The sequence below is a fragment of the Mesorhizobium sp. M0239 genome (assembly GCF_040321815.1).
GTDB lineage: Bacteria > Pseudomonadota > Alphaproteobacteria > Rhizobiales > Rhizobiaceae > Mesorhizobium.
This window is the reverse complement of record NZ_JAMYSG010000009.1, coordinates 126,585-143,864: the sequence shown is the minus strand read 5'-3', so window position 1 is coordinate 143,864 and position 17,280 is coordinate 126,585. Positions and strand designations below refer to the sequence as shown.

General features: G+C 61.5%; 16 protein-coding genes. 6 read left to right on the top strand and 10 right to left on the bottom strand.

The features are described from left to right. Positions 1 to 109: 109 nt before the first annotated feature. The 3 genes from NKI99_RS11755 to NKI99_RS11745 all read right to left on the bottom strand — a co-directional run bounded on the left by NKI99_RS11755 (position 110) and on the right by NKI99_RS11745 (position 3,320). Positions 110 to 1,129: a sugar ABC transporter substrate-binding protein gene (locus NKI99_RS11755; protein ID WP_013530435.1), complete on the bottom strand. Its 1,020-nt coding sequence runs from the start codon at positions 1,127 to 1,129 to the stop codon at positions 110 to 112. A 159-nt stretch (positions 1,130 to 1,288) separates the two neighbouring features. Then, the gene (locus NKI99_RS11750; RefSeq protein WP_352610906.1) at positions 1,289 to 2,227 is read right to left on the bottom strand and encodes a threonine ammonia-lyase; all 939 of its coding nucleotides are present in this window, start codon (positions 2,225 to 2,227) and stop codon (positions 1,289 to 1,291) included. Next, the gene (locus NKI99_RS11745) at positions 2,217 to 3,320 is read right to left on the bottom strand and encodes a succinylglutamate desuccinylase/aspartoacylase family protein (RefSeq protein WP_352441978.1); all 1,104 of its coding nucleotides are present in this window, start codon (positions 3,318 to 3,320) and stop codon (positions 2,217 to 2,219) included. Before NKI99_RS11745 ends, NKI99_RS11750 begins: the two co-directional genes overlap by 11 nt. 95 nt (positions 3,321 to 3,415) lie before the next feature. Between NKI99_RS11745 and NKI99_RS11740 the strand changes: the two genes are divergently transcribed. From NKI99_RS11740 to NKI99_RS11715, 6 genes are all read left to right on the top strand, one after another. Beyond that, positions 3,416 to 4,201: an IclR family transcriptional regulator gene (locus tag NKI99_RS11740; protein ID WP_352441979.1), complete on the top strand. Its 786-nt coding sequence runs from the start codon at positions 3,416 to 3,418 to the stop codon at positions 4,199 to 4,201. Between the two features lie 129 nt (positions 4,202 to 4,330). Continuing rightward, positions 4,331 to 5,080, top strand: a complete 750-nt coding sequence (locus NKI99_RS11735; protein WP_352610905.1) for a GntR family transcriptional regulator — start codon at positions 4,331 to 4,333, stop codon at positions 5,078 to 5,080. 131 nt (positions 5,081 to 5,211) lie between these two features. Continuing rightward, positions 5,212 to 6,726, top strand: a complete 1,515-nt coding sequence (locus NKI99_RS11730) for a putative N-acetylmannosamine-6-phosphate 2-epimerase (protein ID WP_502895847.1) — start codon at positions 5,212 to 5,214, stop codon at positions 6,724 to 6,726. Positions 6,727 to 6,808: 82 nt separating this feature from the next. Then, complete coding sequence (locus tag NKI99_RS11725; RefSeq protein WP_352610902.1) at positions 6,809 to 8,104, top strand: ABC transporter substrate-binding protein; 1,296 nt, start codon at positions 6,809 to 6,811, stop codon at positions 8,102 to 8,104. Between the two features lie 56 nt (positions 8,105 to 8,160). Further along, a complete protein-coding gene (locus NKI99_RS11720) occupies positions 8,161 to 9,027 on the top strand; it encodes a carbohydrate ABC transporter permease (RefSeq protein WP_023809441.1) in 867 nt (288 codons plus the stop codon). A 2-nt stretch (positions 9,028 to 9,029) separates the two neighbouring features. Next, positions 9,030 to 9,851 (top strand): carbohydrate ABC transporter permease, encoded by an 822-nt coding sequence (locus tag NKI99_RS11715; protein ID WP_023809440.1) that lies wholly within the window; start codon positions 9,030 to 9,032, stop codon positions 9,849 to 9,851. On the opposite strand, the gene NKI99_RS11710 is transcribed toward NKI99_RS11715, so the two are convergent. The 7 genes from NKI99_RS11710 to NKI99_RS11680 form a co-directional block, all read right to left on the bottom strand. Then, on the bottom strand, positions 9,841 to 10,968 hold the full coding sequence (locus tag NKI99_RS11710; RefSeq protein WP_128303908.1) for an NAD(P)/FAD-dependent oxidoreductase: 1,128 nt from the start codon (positions 10,966 to 10,968) through the stop codon (positions 9,841 to 9,843). The genes NKI99_RS11715 and NKI99_RS11710 overlap by 11 nt on opposite strands. 176 nt (positions 10,969 to 11,144) lie before the next feature. Beyond that, positions 11,145 to 11,534: a hypothetical protein gene (locus NKI99_RS11705; RefSeq protein ID WP_155930552.1), complete on the bottom strand. Its 390-nt coding sequence runs from the start codon at positions 11,532 to 11,534 to the stop codon at positions 11,145 to 11,147. Positions 11,535 to 11,615: 81 nt separating this feature from the next. Continuing rightward, the gene (locus tag NKI99_RS11700) at positions 11,616 to 13,226 is read right to left on the bottom strand and encodes a GMC family oxidoreductase (protein WP_352610900.1); all 1,611 of its coding nucleotides are present in this window, start codon (positions 13,224 to 13,226) and stop codon (positions 11,616 to 11,618) included. Between the two features lie 56 nt (positions 13,227 to 13,282). Beyond that, positions 13,283 to 14,314: an extracellular solute-binding protein gene (locus NKI99_RS11695; protein WP_352610898.1), complete on the bottom strand. Its 1,032-nt coding sequence runs from the start codon at positions 14,312 to 14,314 to the stop codon at positions 13,283 to 13,285. Between the two features lie 104 nt (positions 14,315 to 14,418). Beyond that, entirely contained in the window at positions 14,419 to 15,207 is a 789-nt protein-coding gene (locus tag NKI99_RS11690) for an ABC transporter permease (RefSeq protein ID WP_352610896.1), read from the bottom strand. Continuing rightward, positions 15,204 to 16,103 carry an ABC transporter permease gene (locus NKI99_RS11685; protein ID WP_031212568.1) on the bottom strand — a complete coding sequence of 300 codons (900 nt, stop codon included), beginning with the start codon at positions 16,101 to 16,103 and terminating at the stop codon, positions 15,204 to 15,206. The genes NKI99_RS11690 and NKI99_RS11685 overlap by 4 nt, the downstream gene beginning before the upstream one ends. Next, positions 16,100 to 17,194, bottom strand: coding sequence for an ABC transporter ATP-binding protein (locus NKI99_RS11680; RefSeq protein ID WP_352610894.1), 1,095 nt, complete (start codon positions 17,192 to 17,194; stop codon positions 16,100 to 16,102). The genes NKI99_RS11685 and NKI99_RS11680 overlap by 4 nt, the downstream gene beginning before the upstream one ends. Between the last annotated feature and the right edge of the window lie 86 nt (positions 17,195 to 17,280).

Below are 17,280 nucleotides of genomic sequence, written 5' to 3'. Positions count from 1 at the left end.
TCCTCTTATCGAGCATCATGCGCGGTCACCACGGAAGCGGCGACGGCGATCGTCAGGAAAAGGGGACGCCGGATGATATGTCATCCGGCGCTTGAGCCGCTTTAGGCTGTTACTTTGCCAGGGTCATGGCGGTCGCCGGAACCTTGGGACCGAGTTGCTCGGTATAGTTCTTGGCTTCCACCGCCTCCTTGTCGGTATTGATGTATTCGAAGGTGAGGCCATCCGCCTTGAGCTTCGCCGCCGTCGCATCCGAGGTCACGAAATAGGTCGGCATGTAGAGATCCTGCGGCAGCTTTTCGCCGTTGGCCAGGCGAGCGGCAACGGCGATGTTCCAGTAGCCGACACGGTAGGCGCCGGTCAGCACGTCCATCACCATCTTGCCGTCGTCGATCAGCGGCTTCATCTCGGCGTCGCCGTCATAGCCGCCGTAGAGCAACTGGGTTCCCATCGAGCTGGCAACGGAATCGGCTGCCAGGCAAAGGCTGTCGGAGATGCAGCCGATGGCCTTCAGATCCGGATAGGTGGTGAGCCATGTCTGGGCGGCATTGGTTGCCTTGGCTGCGTCCCAGCCGGTCGGCTCGATCCCGACCACCTTGATGTCCGGAAACTCCTTTTTCAGGGTTTCGACAAAGCCTTTTTCGCGCGTGTCGGACACGAAGTTGCCACGCGAACCGACGAGCAGGGCGACTTCGCCCTTGCCGCCAAGCGACTTGCCGAGCGCGCGGGCAACCATCGACATGTTGTCGTAGTCCGGATAGAGCGTCGAATAGTTCGAGCCGGCCTCGACCTTGTTGCCCATGGTGATCACCGGAATGCCGGCGGCGGTGGCTTTCTGGATGACCGGAATGACCGCGTTCTTGTCGATCGGATCGATCAGGATCGCGCTGACGCCCTGATTGATGAAATTCTCGATGATGCTGACCTGTTTTTCCAGACTGCCCTCGGCGCTCTGCCAGGTGGATTTCACCCCATAGTCGGCGGCAGCCACGTCGCCCGCTTCCTTCATGCGGACAAAGAAGGAATTCTGCAGGTCGATTGCCGCAAGCCCAAGAACCTTTTCCGCGGCAAGCGAGGGCGTCGCGATGGCGAGTGCGAGCAGGGCAATGGATGCTTTCAGGGAAATGCGCATGTTTCAGTTCTCCTCTTGTTGCGACAGGGCGATTCTTCGCCTCTTTTTCATGTTCCGCACGACGACCGTCCCAGCGACAGGCATTCCGGCGGTATTCCGCGGCACTCGTGCCGTATCCATGTCAGGGCCGCCCCCTGCGTGGACCGGCCTTGCTCGACCTCAGCCATTCAGGCCCTCGACACCGGCGCCGCAGACAAGTCCGGCGATGCGGGCGCCGCGCGGTGGCTTGAAAGCTCCGCTCGTCAACGCGGCCAGCGATGCCGCGCCGCTGAGGTCGGCGGCGATGCCGAATTCGAACCAGAGCAATTCAGCGGCCTTCTGCATGTCCGCATCCTCGACAAGGACGATATCGTCGACGTGCTTGGCGACGATCGCGTAGATGCTTTCATCCGTGCGGCCGCAGGCCATGGTCGCCACCTTCGTCGTTATCTCGGGCAAGCGAACGACACGGCCGGCAGCCAGGGAGGCGTGAAGGGTCGGTGAACCGGTCGGCTCGACACCGATGATCCTGGCTTCAGGTTTGACGTGCTTCAGGACTTCGGACATGCCACTGATAAGGCCGCCACCGCCGATCGCGACGATATAGATGTCGGCATCGGGAATCTGTTCGACCATCTCCAGCGCCACGGTTCCCTGACCGGACACGATCTGCGCATCGGCGAATGGATGCATGTAGAAGGCGCCGCGCGCCTTTGCCTCGGCCGATGCCGCCTCATGCGCTTCATCCCAGACATTGCCTGCGAAGCGAACGTCAGCGCCCCATTTGCGCAGCTTTTCCGCCTTCAGCGGGCTTGCATTGTTCGGCAGGTAAATGGTGGCGGGAACGCCGGCCCGGGCAGCCACACAGGCGGTGGCCAGGCCATGATTGCCGCCGGATGCGGCGACCAGTCCGTTTTCGATCCGGCTCGGCTCGAGCGTCTTCACCCGGTTCGTGGCGCCCCGGATCTTGAAGGAGCCGCTCACCTGGAGGCACTCGAGTTTCAGATAGACATCATTTTGAAGGTTTGCGCCCGCGGCATGGTCGAGCTTGACGACCGGGGTGCGCCGTATGAAGGGGGCAATGCGCCGGGCAGCCGCAATGATGTCCTCATGGCTCATCGGTCAGTGCCTCCGGATATTCGTTGGCAAGCACGAAGCAGCAATTCCCCGGACGCACGCGGCCGGGCTGACGCTTGGCGAAAACGATGCCGTCGATGGGGTGAAGGAGATCGATGGGCGCGCGGGACGGTGTGTGGAGGAAGTGAATGCGTCCGGCAAGGTCGCCTTTGCTGACGGCACTGCCGAGCGGGCTCAAGGGCTCGAAGACACCGTCCTCCTCGGAAAGCAGATAGCCTTCGCTTCCGGGCACCTTGAGCACGCGTGCGTTGGCGCCAGGGGCAATGTCAGGCGCACCCTTCAGGACGCCTGCATGTTTCAGCACATTGCGGATGCCCCTGCGGCAGATGGCCAGCGCATCTGGACTGACAAGGCCGCCGCCGGCCATCTCACTGCCGATGACGATCAGCCCCTGGTGGTTGGCGGACGCGGTCGAGGTCCGGGTTTCACCGAGATTGTCGACCATGACAACGGTCGGCGCCCCGAAGGCGAGCGTCGCCCTGATGTTCTTGCGATGCCCTTGCGCGGTCGGGGATGGCTCGATGATCGCGCTCGGCAGGATCATCAGGGACGAACCGCCGGAATGGAGATCCAGGAAGTAGTCGGCCATCGGAAACAGGATGTCATGCACGTAAGCCGCGATCTGGCTTGTCAGCGTGCCGTTGAAATCGCCCGGAAAACTGCGGTTGAAATTCAACCCGTCGACCGGGGAGGTGCGGGTGCCGGCCTCGACAGCCCGAATGTTGATGGCCGGAATCGCAATGATGCGACCGGCAATATCCCGTGGATCGATCTCGCGCAGAAGCTCGCCGAGCGCGATCGGCCCTTCATATTCATCGCCGTGGTTGCCGCCCTCGATCAGGACCGTCGGACCGTCTCCGTTCTTGATGACGGCGAGCGGAACCCGGACCGTGCCCCAGGCATCGTCGTGCGGCGATTGGGGCACATGGAAGAAGCCGATCTGCTTGCCCTCGCGATCGAAATCGACCGACGTGTAAACACTGTTGTTCCGGGGAGTGATGGTCGCGCGGACAGTGTTTGCAAGTCTCGGTACGGTCATCGGGTCGGCCTCGAAATTCATTGTCCCGGCCATCATGTCAGTTTTATATATGGTGTCAAGTTTGGATATGAAACCAATGGCAATTCCGATTTCTTGTCTCTATCGTGCGCGGACCACCGGGGATTCTTCGAATGTCAGATGACGCAAAAGAGAGTGGCAAACCGACCTATTCGGCCCCGGCGCTGAGCAAGGGCCTGGATGTCCTGGAGCTGCTGGCGGAGGCGCGGGCGCCCTTGACGATGAAGGAGATCGCGGAAGGCCTCGGCCGTTCGAAGAATGAGATATTCCGGATGCTGATCGCGCTGCAGGAACGTCAATACATCGAGCGCAACGCCGAGACCGACGCCTATTCGTTGACCGACAAGCTTTTCAAGCTGGGGCTGCACACGCCGAGCGCTCAGGATCTCATGTCCGCCGCCATGCCCGAACTGACGCGGATTGCGGGGAACTCAAATCAGTCGCCGCACCTGGTCGTCTTCAATCACGGCTTGACCGTCGTAACCGCGGCCGTTCCCGGGGGCGAGGACATGGCGTTCACGCTTCGCCTTGGATACGGTCGTCTGGCCACCGACGCGACCTCCGGCCATGTGATACTTGCCTTCCAGCCGCCAAAGGTCGCGGCGCGGATGATCGATGAAAGTGAGGCGCACTCCCCGGCGCCGCTGGATCGTGACGCGCTGGAAAAGCAGCTTCGGATCATCCGCGCGGACGGCTACTGGATGCGCGAAAGCCGCGACTTCGTCGGCATCACCGATATCTGCTGTCCGGTCATCGGACCGGACGGCAGCGCCGTCGCCTCCATTATCGTCGCCTATATCAATCGCCATACGCGTGAAAGCCGCCATGCCTTTACTCTGGAGGTCCTGCGCGCGGCCTGCGATCGCATCTCCATGAAGTTGTCACCGCGGGTTCGCTGAGGGATCGTGGTGGGCCGGGGGCGCGGACGAAGCACCGTCCGCTGGCCGTTTGCACCGGATTGGTAATACCAGTATAGGTCCAGTCAGGAATGTTCCGATCCAGGGTGCTTCTCGCGCGGAGGAAAGGCAATGACAACCGTGAACCTGATCGGGCTTGTCAGTCGGGAAATGGAAGCGACAGCGTCCGATGTGCCGCTTTACAGGCGGTTGAAATCGGCGATCGAGGCAGCGATCCGCTCCAATGCATTGAAGGCCGGCGCGGTTCTGCCAGGCGAGCGGGTTCTGGCGGAAGCCCTGTCGATCTCGCGAGTCACTGTGAGAAAGGCCCTGGCGCTGCTCGAAGAGGAAGGGCAGCTCAATCGCCGGCACGGTTCCAAAACCGAGATCGGGTCGCGGGTCGAGAAATCGCTTTCGACGCTGACGAGCTTTTCGGAGGACATTCTGGCGCGCGGCCTGAAGCCTGGATGTCTATGGCTTTCCAAGCAGATAAGCCGCCCATCCCCAGCCGAAATGATGGCCTTGGGTATTGCAGGCAATACCAATGTAGTTCGCATGCGTCGTGTGAGGACGGCCGATGGCGCGCCGATTGCCGTCGAAGTCTCGGCCGTGCCGGTTCGCTTCCTTCCTTCGCCCGAGATGGTTCAGGATTCGCTTTATGAAGCGCTTGATGCACGCGGCTTCCTGCCTCAGAGGGCAATCCAGCGCATGCGCTCGCGCGGCGCATCGCTAGAGGATGCAAGACACCTTCATTGCGAGATGGGCGCACCGCTGCTGATGACCGAGCGCCGCTGCTTTCTCGCCGACGGACAAATCGTGGAATACTGCGAGACACGATACAAGGGCGACGTCTACGATTTCGTCTTCGAGCTGCAAAGGTAATACCAGTTATGAACTGGTTGTAATCTGGTATTTTCCATTTATCGTGATGGCGACAAGGGAGTGCCGACGTGCAGCGGGAAGACATCACCAACAGTCTCATCGTGTCCTGCCAGCCGGTTCCCGGCGGCCCGATGGATAGTGCGCAATTCGTGACAGGCTTTGCCAAGGCCGCTGTTGAAGCCGGAGCCAAGGCCCTGCGCATCGAATCCGTGCCCTATGTCGCGGCCGCCCGCCTGGCCGTGCGCGTGCCGATCATCGGTATCGTCAAGCGCGATCTCACCGACAGCCCCGTGCGCATCACACCCTATCTGGCCGATGTCGAGGCCCTGGCCGAGGCGGGCGCCGATATCATCGCTTTCGATGCGACGGACCGTGTCCGTCCCGTTCCTGTCGAAGCGCTTGTGAAAGCCGTCAAGGCCAGGAACAAGCTGACCATGGCCGATTGCTCTTGCCTTGACGATGCGCGCCGGGCCCTTGCCGCGGGTGTCGATTTCGTCGGCACGACGCTTTCCGGCTATGTCGGCGGGCCGGAGCCGGAGGATCCGGACATCGCCCTCGTCGCTCAAATGCGAACCCTGACCCCCTACGTCATCGCCGAAGGGCGTATCCGGTCGCCTGAGCAGGCGGCTGCCGCCGCGCGCGCCGGCGCCAGTGCCGTGGTTGTCGGCTCGGCGATCACCCGTACCGAGCACGTCACCTCGTGGTTCCACCAGGCGATTTCCGACGCCTATGCGGCGAGAGGCGCGCAACCCCCCCTAGGCACAAGTGTCCTGGGCCCAACCGTCCGGGGCTCAACCGTTCTGGGCCCATCCGTCCTGGGCATCGACATCGGGGGAACCAAGACCATGGCCGCGCTGGTCGGCGGCGGCACGGTGATCGATGACAAGATCGTGCCGACCGCGCGCGAGGCTGGACCCGACGCCTGGCTTGCATCCTTGGCGCAAAGTACGTCGGCCTGGTCCGGCCGCTTCAGTCGTATCGGCATTGCGGTGACCGGATTGGTAGAGGATGGACGCTGGTCGGCGTTGAATCCGGCGACGCTTGGCATTCCCGATGACTACCCGCTGGTCGAAAGGGCATCCGCGGTTTTCGGCAAGCCGGTCCGTGCGTTCAACGATGCCCAGGCAGCTGCCTGGGGCGAATACAAATTCGGCGCCGGGCAAGGTCGCGACATCGTCTTTCTGACCATCTCGACCGGAATTGGCGGCGGCATCGTTTGCAACGGCCGATTGCTGTCCGGTCTTGCCGGTCACTTCGGTCTGATCCGTGGTCTGTCTGAAGACCGGGCTCCGCTCGAAGACGGCACCTCCGGTCGCTGGATCGCTTCGCAAGCCCTCAAGGCCGGCTTCAAGGCCGATGCCGCCGATGTGTTCGGGCGTGCGCTGAAGGGCGAGGCCTGGGCCGGCGCCATCGTCTCGCAGAGCGCCTCGCGGGTCGCGACGCTGTGCCGGGACATTCAGATGATGTTCGATCCCAAATTGATCGTCATCGGCGGCAGCATCGGTCTTGCAGAAGGCTATCTCGACCGGGTGCGCGCACATCTGAGCGAGGTCCCGCCGCGCCTTTCCCCCGATCTCGTAGCGGCGAAGCTCGGAGGCCACGCCGGCGTCATCGGTGTTGCCGATCTTGCCGAATGGGCAAGGTAACGGCGCGCCCGATCATGTCATGCGAAAATCATCAAAAAAGAAGGGAACGATCATGAAATTGAGCAGGACGTCTTTTGCGCTTATGGCCACCCTCCTTGCGGGGACGGCTTTGCCGACCTCTGCCAACGCAACCGTGACCGTGCTCGGCTGGCCTGGCGGCTCCGAGGAAACCGCACTGCGGGCAACCGTGGAAACCTACAACAAGCAGGCCAGTGATGCCGACAAGGTGGAGTTGCTGTTCTTCAACCGCGAAGGCTTTTACGACAAGCTGCAGGCCGACATGGCGGCCGGATCCAGTGCCTTCGACGTGAACCTCGTCGCCACCTACTCGCTCGGTCGCTACGCGCCCTATATGGAGCCGATCGATCTTGGCGCGGACGCGGCCAAGGTTTTCGGCGAATCCGTTCTCAAGACGATGCAGTTCGACGGCAAGCAATACGGCGTGCCGACAGACCTTTCGTTGCACTTCATGTACTACCGCAAGGATCTCATCGACGCCTTGATCAGGGATGACGCCGCCAGGAAGACCTATGGTGAAATCGCCCAGACGTATCTCGGCAAGCCGCTGCAGCCGAAAGACCCGGACAGCTGGACCTGGGACGACTGGGGGGCCACCGCCCTCTATTTCACCAAGCGGGTGAACCCCGACAGCCCGGTGCGTTATGGCACGGTCCTGCAGATGAAGAACCTGCTGTTCAACATGATGGTCTTCCAGTCCCTGCCGCGCTCCTACGGCGGCGACTGGATGGACAAGGACGGCAATGTCACGGTGGATTCCGATGCCTACAAGGCCGGCCTTGAGCTCTACAAGAAACTCTATGATGCCGGGTCTTCGCCCAAGGATTCGCTGAGCTACGAATATGCGGAAACCAACGCCGCCTTCGCATCCGGCCAGGCCGCAACGGCGCTGCAGTGGAATGCCGCGGCGTCGGATCTGACCAGCACCGAAAAATCCCCGGCCGTCGCCGAGGTGACCGGGATCGTCGCGCCGCCGACAGGTCCCGACGGACGCGCCGATCATATTCACGGCCTTGGTTTGGGCCTCAACAAGAACGCCACGAACAAGGAAGGCGCCGTCAAGTTCCTGAAGTGGCTCGCCACCGAGGAGGCGGCCTTGCTCTATGCGCGCAGCGGCGGTTCGCCGGCATTGTCTCCCGATGTCGTCGGCAAGATTGCGAAGGAACGTCCCGACCTCGTCAAGCTCGGCGAATTCGCCAGCAAGTACGGCTATGTCATGACCGGGGCGACGTCCGCGAATGCGCTTCCGGTCTATGAGCTGCAGGCAAAGGAGTTCACTGGCTACTGGTCCGGCCAGCAGAGCCTCGAGGATGCGCTCGCCCACACCAAGGTGGGCATGCAGGACCTTCTGAAGAAATAAATTATTGGCTGGACGCCGGGCCGAGGCCCGGTATCCGGCGCGTTTGGCGGATCGACATGGCCCTTGTGACACGTGCCGAAGGCAGGAAGTATCTGACGCCGCTGGTCGGCTTCCTGCTTCTGTTTCTCGGCTTTCCGGCGATCGTCAATCTGATCTATTCCGTTTCGACCGTCACATTCGAGACGTTGCGCAGTCCGGTGTTGAGCGGTTTCGGTAACTATGTCGCGGTGTTGAACGACCGCGAATTCTGGAGCTCGGCCTGGTTCTCTCTGCGCTTCGGTATTCTTACCGCATCGGCGGAATGTCTGATCGGCCTTTTCCTTGCCATCTTCCTGGCGCCGCTTCTGAGCAAGCGTCCAGTCCTGATGGCGCCGTTGATGCTGCCGCTGATGGTCGCGCCGGCCATGGTCGGTCTCATGTACCGGCTGGTGCTGCATGAATTCGCGGGCCCCGTCCCCTACTATCTCTTCGAATGGTTCGGCGACAGCCCGGCCTTCCTCGACATCGACAATGCCTTCCGCACCCTTGTCGTCGTGGAGACGCTGCAATGGACGCCTTTCGCCTTCCTGCTCTTCTACATGGCCTATTCGGCCATACCGCTCGACGTGCGCGAAGCCTCCTCGCTCGATGGCGCATCACCGTTTGAGATCGTCCGCTGGATCGACCTGCCGTTGATGAAGCCGACGCTGGTCATCGCGTTTTTCATCCGTTTCATCGACGGTTTCAGGGTGTTCGACAATGTCTACGCACTGACCGGCAGTGGCGCTGGCGGTTCAACGACGTCCTTGTCGATCTACATCTATCAGGCTTTCTTCAAGGAAGGGGCTATCGGCAAGGCGGTCGCCGCCTCGGTTGTGCTGTTCCTGGCTTCGTTCATCGTTCTCCACGGCCTTAACCGGCTTGCCGGCCGCAGGAAGCTTTGACGATGGTCAGGGCACTGCGCTGGATCGTTTTTGCCATCGCCGTGCTGGCGATGAATTTCCCCATTATCGTGACGCTGATCACATCGCTCAAAAGCCAGCGCGAGCTTTCGACGAACCCCGGTTTGTGGATCAGCCAGCCGACGCTCGACAACTATCTGGAGGTCCTGACGCAGACCAGCCGCTTCAACATCTATGCCTATCTGCTGAACAGCACCGTGGCGGCGCTGATTGGAACCGGCCTTGCGATCGCGCTCGCGTTCCCGGCTGCCTATGCGATCGCGCGTAGCGAGGCGGGAAAGCGCTTGGTCCTGCCGATCGTCATCAACCTTCGCGCCGTGCCGCTGATCATCTTCGCGATCCCGCTTTACATGATGTACCAGTGGCTGGGCCTGCTCGATACGCGGATCGGGCTCGGGCTCATCCTGACCATCGTCAACGCGCCGCTTGCGCTCGTCATCCTGGTGAACGCGATTTCAGATGTACCGGTCGAACTCGACGAGGCGGCGAAAGTCGATGGCGCAAGTTCCTTGCAGGTGATGATGATGATCGTCCGGCCCGTCATCCGACCGGCGCTCGTCACAACCTTCATTTTCGGCTTCATCACTGCCTGGAACGAGTTCCTCTTCGGCCTCATGCTGACAACCAGCCGTGCCGTCCCGATGACGGTCGGCGCATCGTTTTTTTTCGCCGCAAGCGGCGGCGGCGTAAAATGGGGAACCGCTTCCGCGGTCATGATGCTGGGCGCCTTGCCGCCGGCCTTGCTGGGTCTTGTGATGTATCGGCAGATATCAGGATCCATGACCGCTGGAGCGGTCAAAGGCTAAGGCAAGACGAGTTCGTCGTTCTGACTAGTTGGACAACCCTATCCGACAGGGCGAGCGCACTTGTCAGGCCAGGTGACTCGATTCCGAAAAGACTGATCAGCCGTCCGGACGAATCTGCCAGAATGTCGAAATCGCCGAACTGCAACCCGTTCGTTTTAGGCCGCAGCCCGCAATAGCTCGGCTCCAGTTCCCCGTCCCTCAGCCCCGGCCAATAGCGTCGGATGGCCGCGTAAAATGGCGTGGCCCGAGTTGGGTCGACCGCGTAGCCGACCTCATCGACGGGCTCGACGTCCGGCCCGAAACGAACCGATCCGCCCATATCCAGCGTCAGGTGAACTCCGAGGCCGCCTGGTTCCGGAACCGGATAAACAAGATGGTTGAAGGACGGGCGGCGTCCAAGCGCAAAATAATTGCCTTTGACGTAGGTGACATCTGGGATTTTGCCGCCATGCCCGCCCGCGAGGCTTCGGGCAACGAGATGGGCTGACAATCCGGCCGCATTGATGACCAGATTTGCGGCGATCCTATAGCCTTCCATATCGCCGCCAAACTGGAGCTCGCAGCCCGTTTCGTCGACGCTCCCGCCGAGAACCGGCGCGCGAAACGCAAAGGTGGCACCGGCATTCTCGGCATCGCCCTGTAGCCCCAGCATCAGCGCGCGGCTGTCGACGATCCCCGTGCTTGGGGACAAAAGCGCGCCGGCAACGTCCAGTTCAGGCTCAAGGCGTTCCACATCCGAGCGGCTGAGCATCTCCAGGTCCGCAACACCATTGTCCGCAGCCTTGGTCCGGATCCCCTCCAGAATCGGCAATTCCGCGTCGCTGGCGGCGACGATCAGCTTGCCGATGCGTTTGTGCGGAATCCCGCGCGCTTCGCAATAGCGGTAAAGCGCGTTCTTTCCTTCGACGCATAGCTGCGCTTTCAGGCTGCCCTTCGGATAGTAGATGCCGGCATGGATGACCTCGCTGTTGCGGCTCGACGTGCCCAGCCCGGGGCTGTCCTCGGCCTCCACGACAAGAACTTCGCGTCCATCGAGCGCCAGCTGCCGCGCAATCGCCAGGCCGACGACGCCGGCGCCGATGACGATGCAATCGACTTTCTCGTCGGGGACCTCCATCGTCAGTCGCCAGACCCTAGGGAACAATGCAGGACGTGCAAGCAGGCCTCACCAGAATTGCGGACCCACCGAAGGCGCCGCCAGCATGAGATGTCACCACAAGCATGACATGTCACTCCACCGCCGAGCAAATAGAACGAGATGTCCAGACCGATGCCGTTCATCGGCTGCTGGGTTCAATTCAAACTTGCGTTGTGTGGCGCACGCAGCGCAATTTGTTTGCGTCCCGTTGCATTGATGCCAACCGCGATCTCGGCGGCCCTGCCAAGGTCGTGCTTCAGAACCCAGACGCGCGGCGAAAGTTCATCGTCTTTCTGCAAGGGCAACTCGGCATCTCCGCGCAGGAGGCGGATACGATGCTGGAGCACTGCGCCAACTCCTTCGTCGGCATCTTCACGACCTTCGACCGTCGGTTTCGCCAGCGGTTCGCGAAGGCCGACATCGAAAGGCTGCTGCGCGAGATCAACGGCGAGGCGGATGAGCGGGACGATCAAGCCGCTTGAATTCGATGGCGCGTGCCCGCCGCAGCCCAGCTGCAAAAGGTAGCGGTTCAATGTTTGATTCACTGAACCGCTCCAACTTATTGTTTTTGCGCGGCTACTGAAGGAAGGCCGCTGTACGCCTTTCCTGGAGTTGCGCTACAGAAATTATCCCCGGCCCAGGATCATCTCCGCTGCCCGCTGCCCGATCATCATGCTGGGGGCATTGGTGTTGCCGCCGATCAGCTTCGGCATCACGGACGCATCCGCGACCCGCAAGCCACCGATGCCGCGCACCTTGAGCGTTGCCGGGTCGACGACGGCCATCGCGTCGGTCCCCATCTTGCACGTCCCCACCGGATGATAGACGGTGAGCGCTTCGGCACGCAAATAGGCGAGGATCTCGTCATCGCTGCGAACATCCTTGCCCGGCAGCATCTCCGTCCCCCTGATCGGGTCGAACTCGGATGCGGCAAAGATTTGACGCGCGATCTTGATGCCTTCGACCAACACCCTGGCATCCTCGTCGTTCGAGAAGAAGCGATGATCGATCAGCACATCCCGCTTCGATGCCTGGCCTGACAGTTTGAGTTCGCCGACGCTTTTGGGCCTGAGCACGCAGGTGTGGATTGCGTAGCCATGGCCGTACTCCACCAGCTTGCCGCGATGGCTGCGATAGCCGGGCACGAAGTGGAACTGGATGTCGGGAATGCCGTTCGCATATTTCGTCCGGGCAAAGCCGCCGGCTTCGACATAGTTGGTGGTGAGCATGCCCTTGCGGCCGGCAAAGTACCGGAAAGGCGCAGCCAGCACGCGGGGCAAGTTGGGCAGCGACAGGCCGAGCGTCTTCGTGCTCGAGGAGCGGACCGTGATCATGCCGTCGATATGGTCCTGAAGGTTCTTGCCCACGCCCGGCAGATCGACAACCGGCTTTATGCCGATCGCCTGCAACTCGGCGGCTGCGCCGATGCCAGACGCCAGCAGGATCTTCGGTGAATTGATGGCCCCGGCCGAAAGCACGATTTCGCGGCGGGCCGACAGCGTCTTCTGCTCGCCCTTGTGCCGCACCCGTACCCCTGTCGCGCGCCCCTGGGCTATATCGAGGTCGATCACTTCGCATTCGCTGAGGATTGTGAGATTCTTGCGATCGAGCACCGGGCGCATGAAGGCGGTGAAACTGCTGAAGCGCTGGCCGCGATCCTGGGTGACATTGTAGATGCCGAGGCCGAACTGGCTTTCGGCATTGAAGTCGCTGTTGGCCGGAAGACCGGCATTGTTGCCGGCCTTGACGAACATCGACGACAGCACATTCGGATCGCGCGGCTTGTCGACCAGCAGTTCCCCGCCTGTACCGTGGTAGTGCGGGTCTTGGCCAAGCAGGTTGCGCTCGAGCTTCTTGAAGACGGGAAGCACGTCGCTGAATGCCCAGCCTGTGCAGCCGAGTCGCGACCACTCGTCATAGTCCTGCGCGGCGCCCCTGATGTAGACCATCGAGTTGATCGAACTGGAGCCGCCCAATGCCTTGCCGCGATTGACCGGAATCCTGCGGCCCTTGAGGTTGGGCTGAGGCACGCCGACATAGCAGTAGTCATAGTTCGGATTGCCGTAGAGCGAGAGGATGCCGGCAGGCACCTTGACCCGCAGGCCGCTGTCGCTGCCGCCGGCTTCGATCAGGCACACTTTGTGGGACGGGTTGGCGCTCAGGCGATTGGCAAGGACGCAACCGGCCGAGCCTGCGCCGATGACGATGTAGTCGTAGTCAAGATTTTCGGTCTGCATGGCCAGCCCCTTTGAGAATGGAGATGCCGGGGCGGCGCGCGCCCCGGCTGAGCGGCTCATTGCAGAAGCTGCGTCCAGACCTTGGTGACGAGTTCCTGCGCCGCCGGCGAGCAGGCCTGGCCCATCTTGACGGGAACGGTCGGGAACAGCTCCGGAGCGTTCTCCTTGTTGTAGAGCGCCTTGCTCTCGTCGATCTTCACCGGCGAAGAGTGGCCGTAATAATTGTACTGCGCCGTCGCGTTGTCGATCTGGGTCATGAAATCGATGAACTTCTTGGCGTTCTCGATATTGGCCGCGCCCTTCGGCACGACATAGGAATCCAGCCAGCCGACCAGACCTTCTTTCGGCATCGCGTATTCGACATTGGCCTTGTCGTTGCGGCGAAGCCTCATGGTGTTGCCGTCCCACCAGAAATGGGCGGCAACCTCGCCGCTGCCGATGCGGTTTTCGATGTTGTCGCTGGAATAGGCCGCCACGAATGGCTTCTGCGCCAGCAAGAGGTCGAGCACGCGCTTCATCTGCTGCGGGTCTTCGCTGCAATATTTGATGCCGAGATAGTTTTCCGCTGCCGGAATGACTTCGTCGGGCTGCGCCAGGCTGGCGATCTTGCCGCGCAGCTCCGCCGGTGGCTCGAAATAGGTCTTCCAGCTGTCGACCGGGCCTTTGTAGAGGTCGCGGTTGACGGTGTAGCCGGCATTGCCGAAGGCGAGCGGGATCGAATGATTGCCTGTCGCATCCCACCACGGTTTCTGCCAGTCCGGCAGGACTTGGCTGTAGGCCGCCATCGAGCTGGCGCCGAAATCCTCGAGCAGCCCACTATCGATCATGATCTTCACGAAGTGCTGCGAAGGCGTGACGATGTCGTAGCCCGACGAGCCGGCCTGCAGCTTGGTCAGCAGGTCCTCGTTGGATGAGAAGGCGTCGACCGTGACCTTTATGCCGGTTTCCTTCTCGAATTTCGTGACCATCTCGGGCGAGATGGAATCCGCCCATGCGTAGATGGCCAGGCTGCCCTCGGCGAGAGCGGGCACGCTAAAGGCGAGGCTCATGGCACCGGCCATGGCGAGCGCTGCAATTTTAGTCGTCATGTCATTCCCCTGTTTGTTGTTCTCCCAAGGGCGACGATAACAAACCGTCGGGTTCGATAAATTCGATTTGCCCGACGCCTTGATTAGGAAAAACTACGCCGCTGCTACTGCCGTCGCTGAAGCAGGAAGGCCACGGTCGCCAGCACCACCGAAACAATCATGATCAAGGTCGAGATTGCGTTGAGCTGCGGCGACACGCCCTGCTTGATCAGCGAGAAAATGTAGACCGGCAGCGTGGTGGCGCCGCCGGAATTCAACAGGTTGCTGGTGATGAAATCATCCATCGAGATGACGAAGGCGAGCATGGCGCCGGCGAACACACCGGGCAGGATGAGCGGCAGCGTGACGCGACGAAAGGCGACCCAGCCGGTGGCATAGAGATCGCGGGCCGCTTCCTCCAGATCGAGGTCCATCCCTTGTAGGCGGGCGCGTATCGGCAGGAAGGCGAACGGGATGCAGAAAGTGGTGTGGGCGATCATCAGCTTCACCATTCCGTTGGCGAGCCCGATCTCGGAGAAGAGGATCAGGACGGCGACAGCAACGACGATTTCGGGCAGGAGCAGCGGCAGGTTCACCACCGCTTCGGAGATCCGGCGGAACCGGACAGCGCGACCGCGCACCAGTACCAATGCCGCCATCAACGCGACAAGCGTCGAGGCGACTGTAGCGACCGCGGCAACGAGCAGGGAGGTCTTCACCGCCGTCATCAGGTTCGCGTTGGACAAAGCGGTGGCGTACCAGTGCAATGAGAAGCCGCCCCAATTGGAGACGATCCGGTTCGCATTGAAAGAGTAGAACACCACGACGGCGATGGGCAAATAGAGATAGGCGAAGAAGATCGCGCTGAAGAGACCGAAGCCCGGATAGCGCCTGACATCATCGTCCGCGTTCATGCCGCACGCTCCAGGCCTTCGGTGCGCATCGAGCGCAGACCCTGGAAAATCAGGAAGACCATGACCGCGGCCATCAGCACGATGGCGATGGCGGCGCCGAGCGGCCAGTTGCGGGCGCCACCGAACTGCAGCTGGATGAGATTGCCCATCATCATGGTCTTGCCGCCGCCGAGCAGGGTCGGCTCCAGGACCGCGCCGAGGCTTGGAACGAACACCAGGATCGCGCCGGCGATCATGCCGGGCCGGGTGAGGGGTAGGATAACGCGGCGCAATGTGGTGAGGCGGTTGCCATAGAGATCATGCGACGCCTCGATGAGCGCAGGGTCGAGCTTTTCGATCGAGGCGAAGATCGGCAGGATCATCAGCGGAATGTAGCTGTAGACGAGACCGAGCAGCATGGCGGTGTTGCCGAACAGCAGCGAGTCCATGTTGTCGACGAGGCCGAGACCGCGAAGGGTCTTTTCGACGACACCATCCTTGCCAAGGATGATGATCCAGGAATAGACGCGCACGATCATTGAAACCCAGAATGGCAGCGTGACGAGATAGATCAGCAGCACTTTGATCGCCGGCCGCTGCAGCGCGATGAAATAGGCGACCGGGAAGCTCAGAAGCAGGCAGATCGATGTTGTCACGGCCGACAGGACCAGCGTCCTGGCAACGACGATGAGATATTGCGGATTGAACTCCAGCTCGCCGGTCCAGCCTTCGTTGAACAGCAGCTGCTTGTAGGGCGCGGTGGTGAACACATATTCGAACCCGCCGTAAGGTCCGCGCGTCGAGAACGACACCACGATGATGATACCGATCGGGATGATCAGCGTCAGCAGCATGATGAGATGGGCCGGCAGCAGGCCGAGGACATTCCAGTCAGGAGTTTTTGTGGGTGCCTTCATGCGCCGAGGATCCGCACGGATTCGGCGGCAAAGCCAACTTTTACCGATTGCCCGATTTCGAACATCTGGCCGCGGCTGACGCTGTTGCGCTTGGAGATGCGCAGCTTGGTGCCGCCCGCTTCAATCAGATAGTATGTGTAGCCGCCGAGATAGTTGGTGCTCATGATCGTGCCGTCGATAGCGATCGGGTTGTCCTGGGCGGGCAGGCTGATTTTCTCCGGACGTATCGAGATGAAGGCCTTCTGCCCGGCGACCGCTTTCTTGTGAGAGGCCGTCAAGGTCATGCCGAGCTGCGTTTTCACGGTTGCCTGCTCGCCGTCCACGGCAATCACGTCAGCATCGAGGAAGTTGGTCTCGCCGATGAAATCGGCGACGAAGCGGTTCGACGGCTCCTCGTAGATCGCCGCGGGTGTGCCAAGCTGCTGGATCTCGCCATCGCCGAGAACGCAGATGCGATCCGACATGTCGAGCGCTTCTTCCTGGTCGTGGGTGACGAAGACGAAGGTGATGCCGGTCTTGCGCTGCAGGATGCGCAGTTCGTCGCGCATGGCCTGGCGCAGCTTCAGGTCGAGTGCCGAGAGCGGTTCGTCGAGCAGCAGCACTTCCGGTTCCGGCGCCAGAGCGCGGGCGAGCGCGACGCGCTGGCGCTGGCCGCCCGACAATTGCTGCGGCTTGCGCCCGGCAAAGGCCTCCATATGGACGAGACGAAGCATATCGGCGACGCGCGTATCGCGGCGGTCCTTTGACCAGCCGAGGTTTTCGAGCCCGAAGCCGATGTTCTGTTCGACGCTCATATGCGGAAACAGGGCGTAGCTCTGGAAGACGGTGTTGACCCGCCGCTTATGAGGGGGAAGTCCCTGTATGTCCGAGCCGTGCAGGAAAATCTGCCCCGCCGTCGGCCGCTCGAAACCGGCGATCATGCGCAGCAGGGTGGTCTTGCCGCAGCCGCTCGGGCCGAGCAGCGTGAAGAACTCGTTGTCGTAGATGTCGAAGGAAACAGGCTTCAGCGCCTGATAGGTGCCAAACACCTTGGAGACGCCCTTGATCTCGACGGCCTTTCGAGGTGCGCCGTGGCCGGCCTCGTCATTCATGGTCAGGCGCTCCGGTCAGGACTTTTTGCGAGCTCGGCGATGAAGGTGATCGACGCCGCGCCACTGAGAACGGGCGCGGCGTCGAT

Coding starts and splice junctions, on each gene's coding strand:
- NKI99_RS11755 (WP_013530435.1), bottom strand. CDS start 1,129: ATGCGCATTTCCCTGAAAGCATCCATTGCCCTGCTCGCACTCGCCATC.
- NKI99_RS11750 (WP_352610906.1), bottom strand. CDS start 2,227: ATGAGCCATGAGGACATCATTGCGGCTGCCCGGCGCATTGCCCCCTTC.
- NKI99_RS11745 (WP_352441978.1), bottom strand. CDS start 3,320: ATGATGGCCGGGACAATGAATTTCGAGGCCGACCCGATGACCGTACCG.
- NKI99_RS11740 (WP_352441979.1), top strand. CDS start 3,416: ATGTCAGATGACGCAAAAGAGAGTGGCAAACCGACCTATTCGGCCCCG.
- NKI99_RS11735 (WP_352610905.1), top strand. CDS start 4,331: ATGACAACCGTGAACCTGATCGGGCTTGTCAGTCGGGAAATGGAAGCG.
- NKI99_RS11730 (WP_502895847.1), top strand. CDS start 5,212: ATGGATAGTGCGCAATTCGTGACAGGCTTTGCCAAGGCCGCTGTTGAA.
- NKI99_RS11725 (WP_352610902.1), top strand. CDS start 6,809: ATGGCCACCCTCCTTGCGGGGACGGCTTTGCCGACCTCTGCCAACGCA.
- NKI99_RS11720 (WP_023809441.1), top strand. CDS start 8,161: ATGGCCCTTGTGACACGTGCCGAAGGCAGGAAGTATCTGACGCCGCTG.
- NKI99_RS11715 (WP_023809440.1), top strand. CDS start 9,030: ATGGTCAGGGCACTGCGCTGGATCGTTTTTGCCATCGCCGTGCTGGCG.
- NKI99_RS11710 (WP_128303908.1), bottom strand. CDS start 10,968: ATGGAGGTCCCCGACGAGAAAGTCGATTGCATCGTCATCGGCGCCGGC.
- NKI99_RS11700 (WP_352610900.1), bottom strand. CDS start 13,226: ATGCAGACCGAAAATCTTGACTACGACTACATCGTCATCGGCGCAGGC.
- NKI99_RS11695 (WP_352610898.1), bottom strand. CDS start 14,314: ATGACGACTAAAATTGCAGCGCTCGCCATGGCCGGTGCCATGAGCCTC.
- NKI99_RS11690 (WP_352610896.1), bottom strand. CDS start 15,207: ATGAACGCGGACGATGATGTCAGGCGCTATCCGGGCTTCGGTCTCTTC.
- NKI99_RS11685 (WP_031212568.1), bottom strand. CDS start 16,103: ATGAAGGCACCCACAAAAACTCCTGACTGGAATGTCCTCGGCCTGCTG.
- NKI99_RS11680 (WP_352610894.1), bottom strand. CDS start 17,194: ATGAATGACGAGGCCGGCCACGGCGCACCTCGAAAGGCCGTCGAGATC.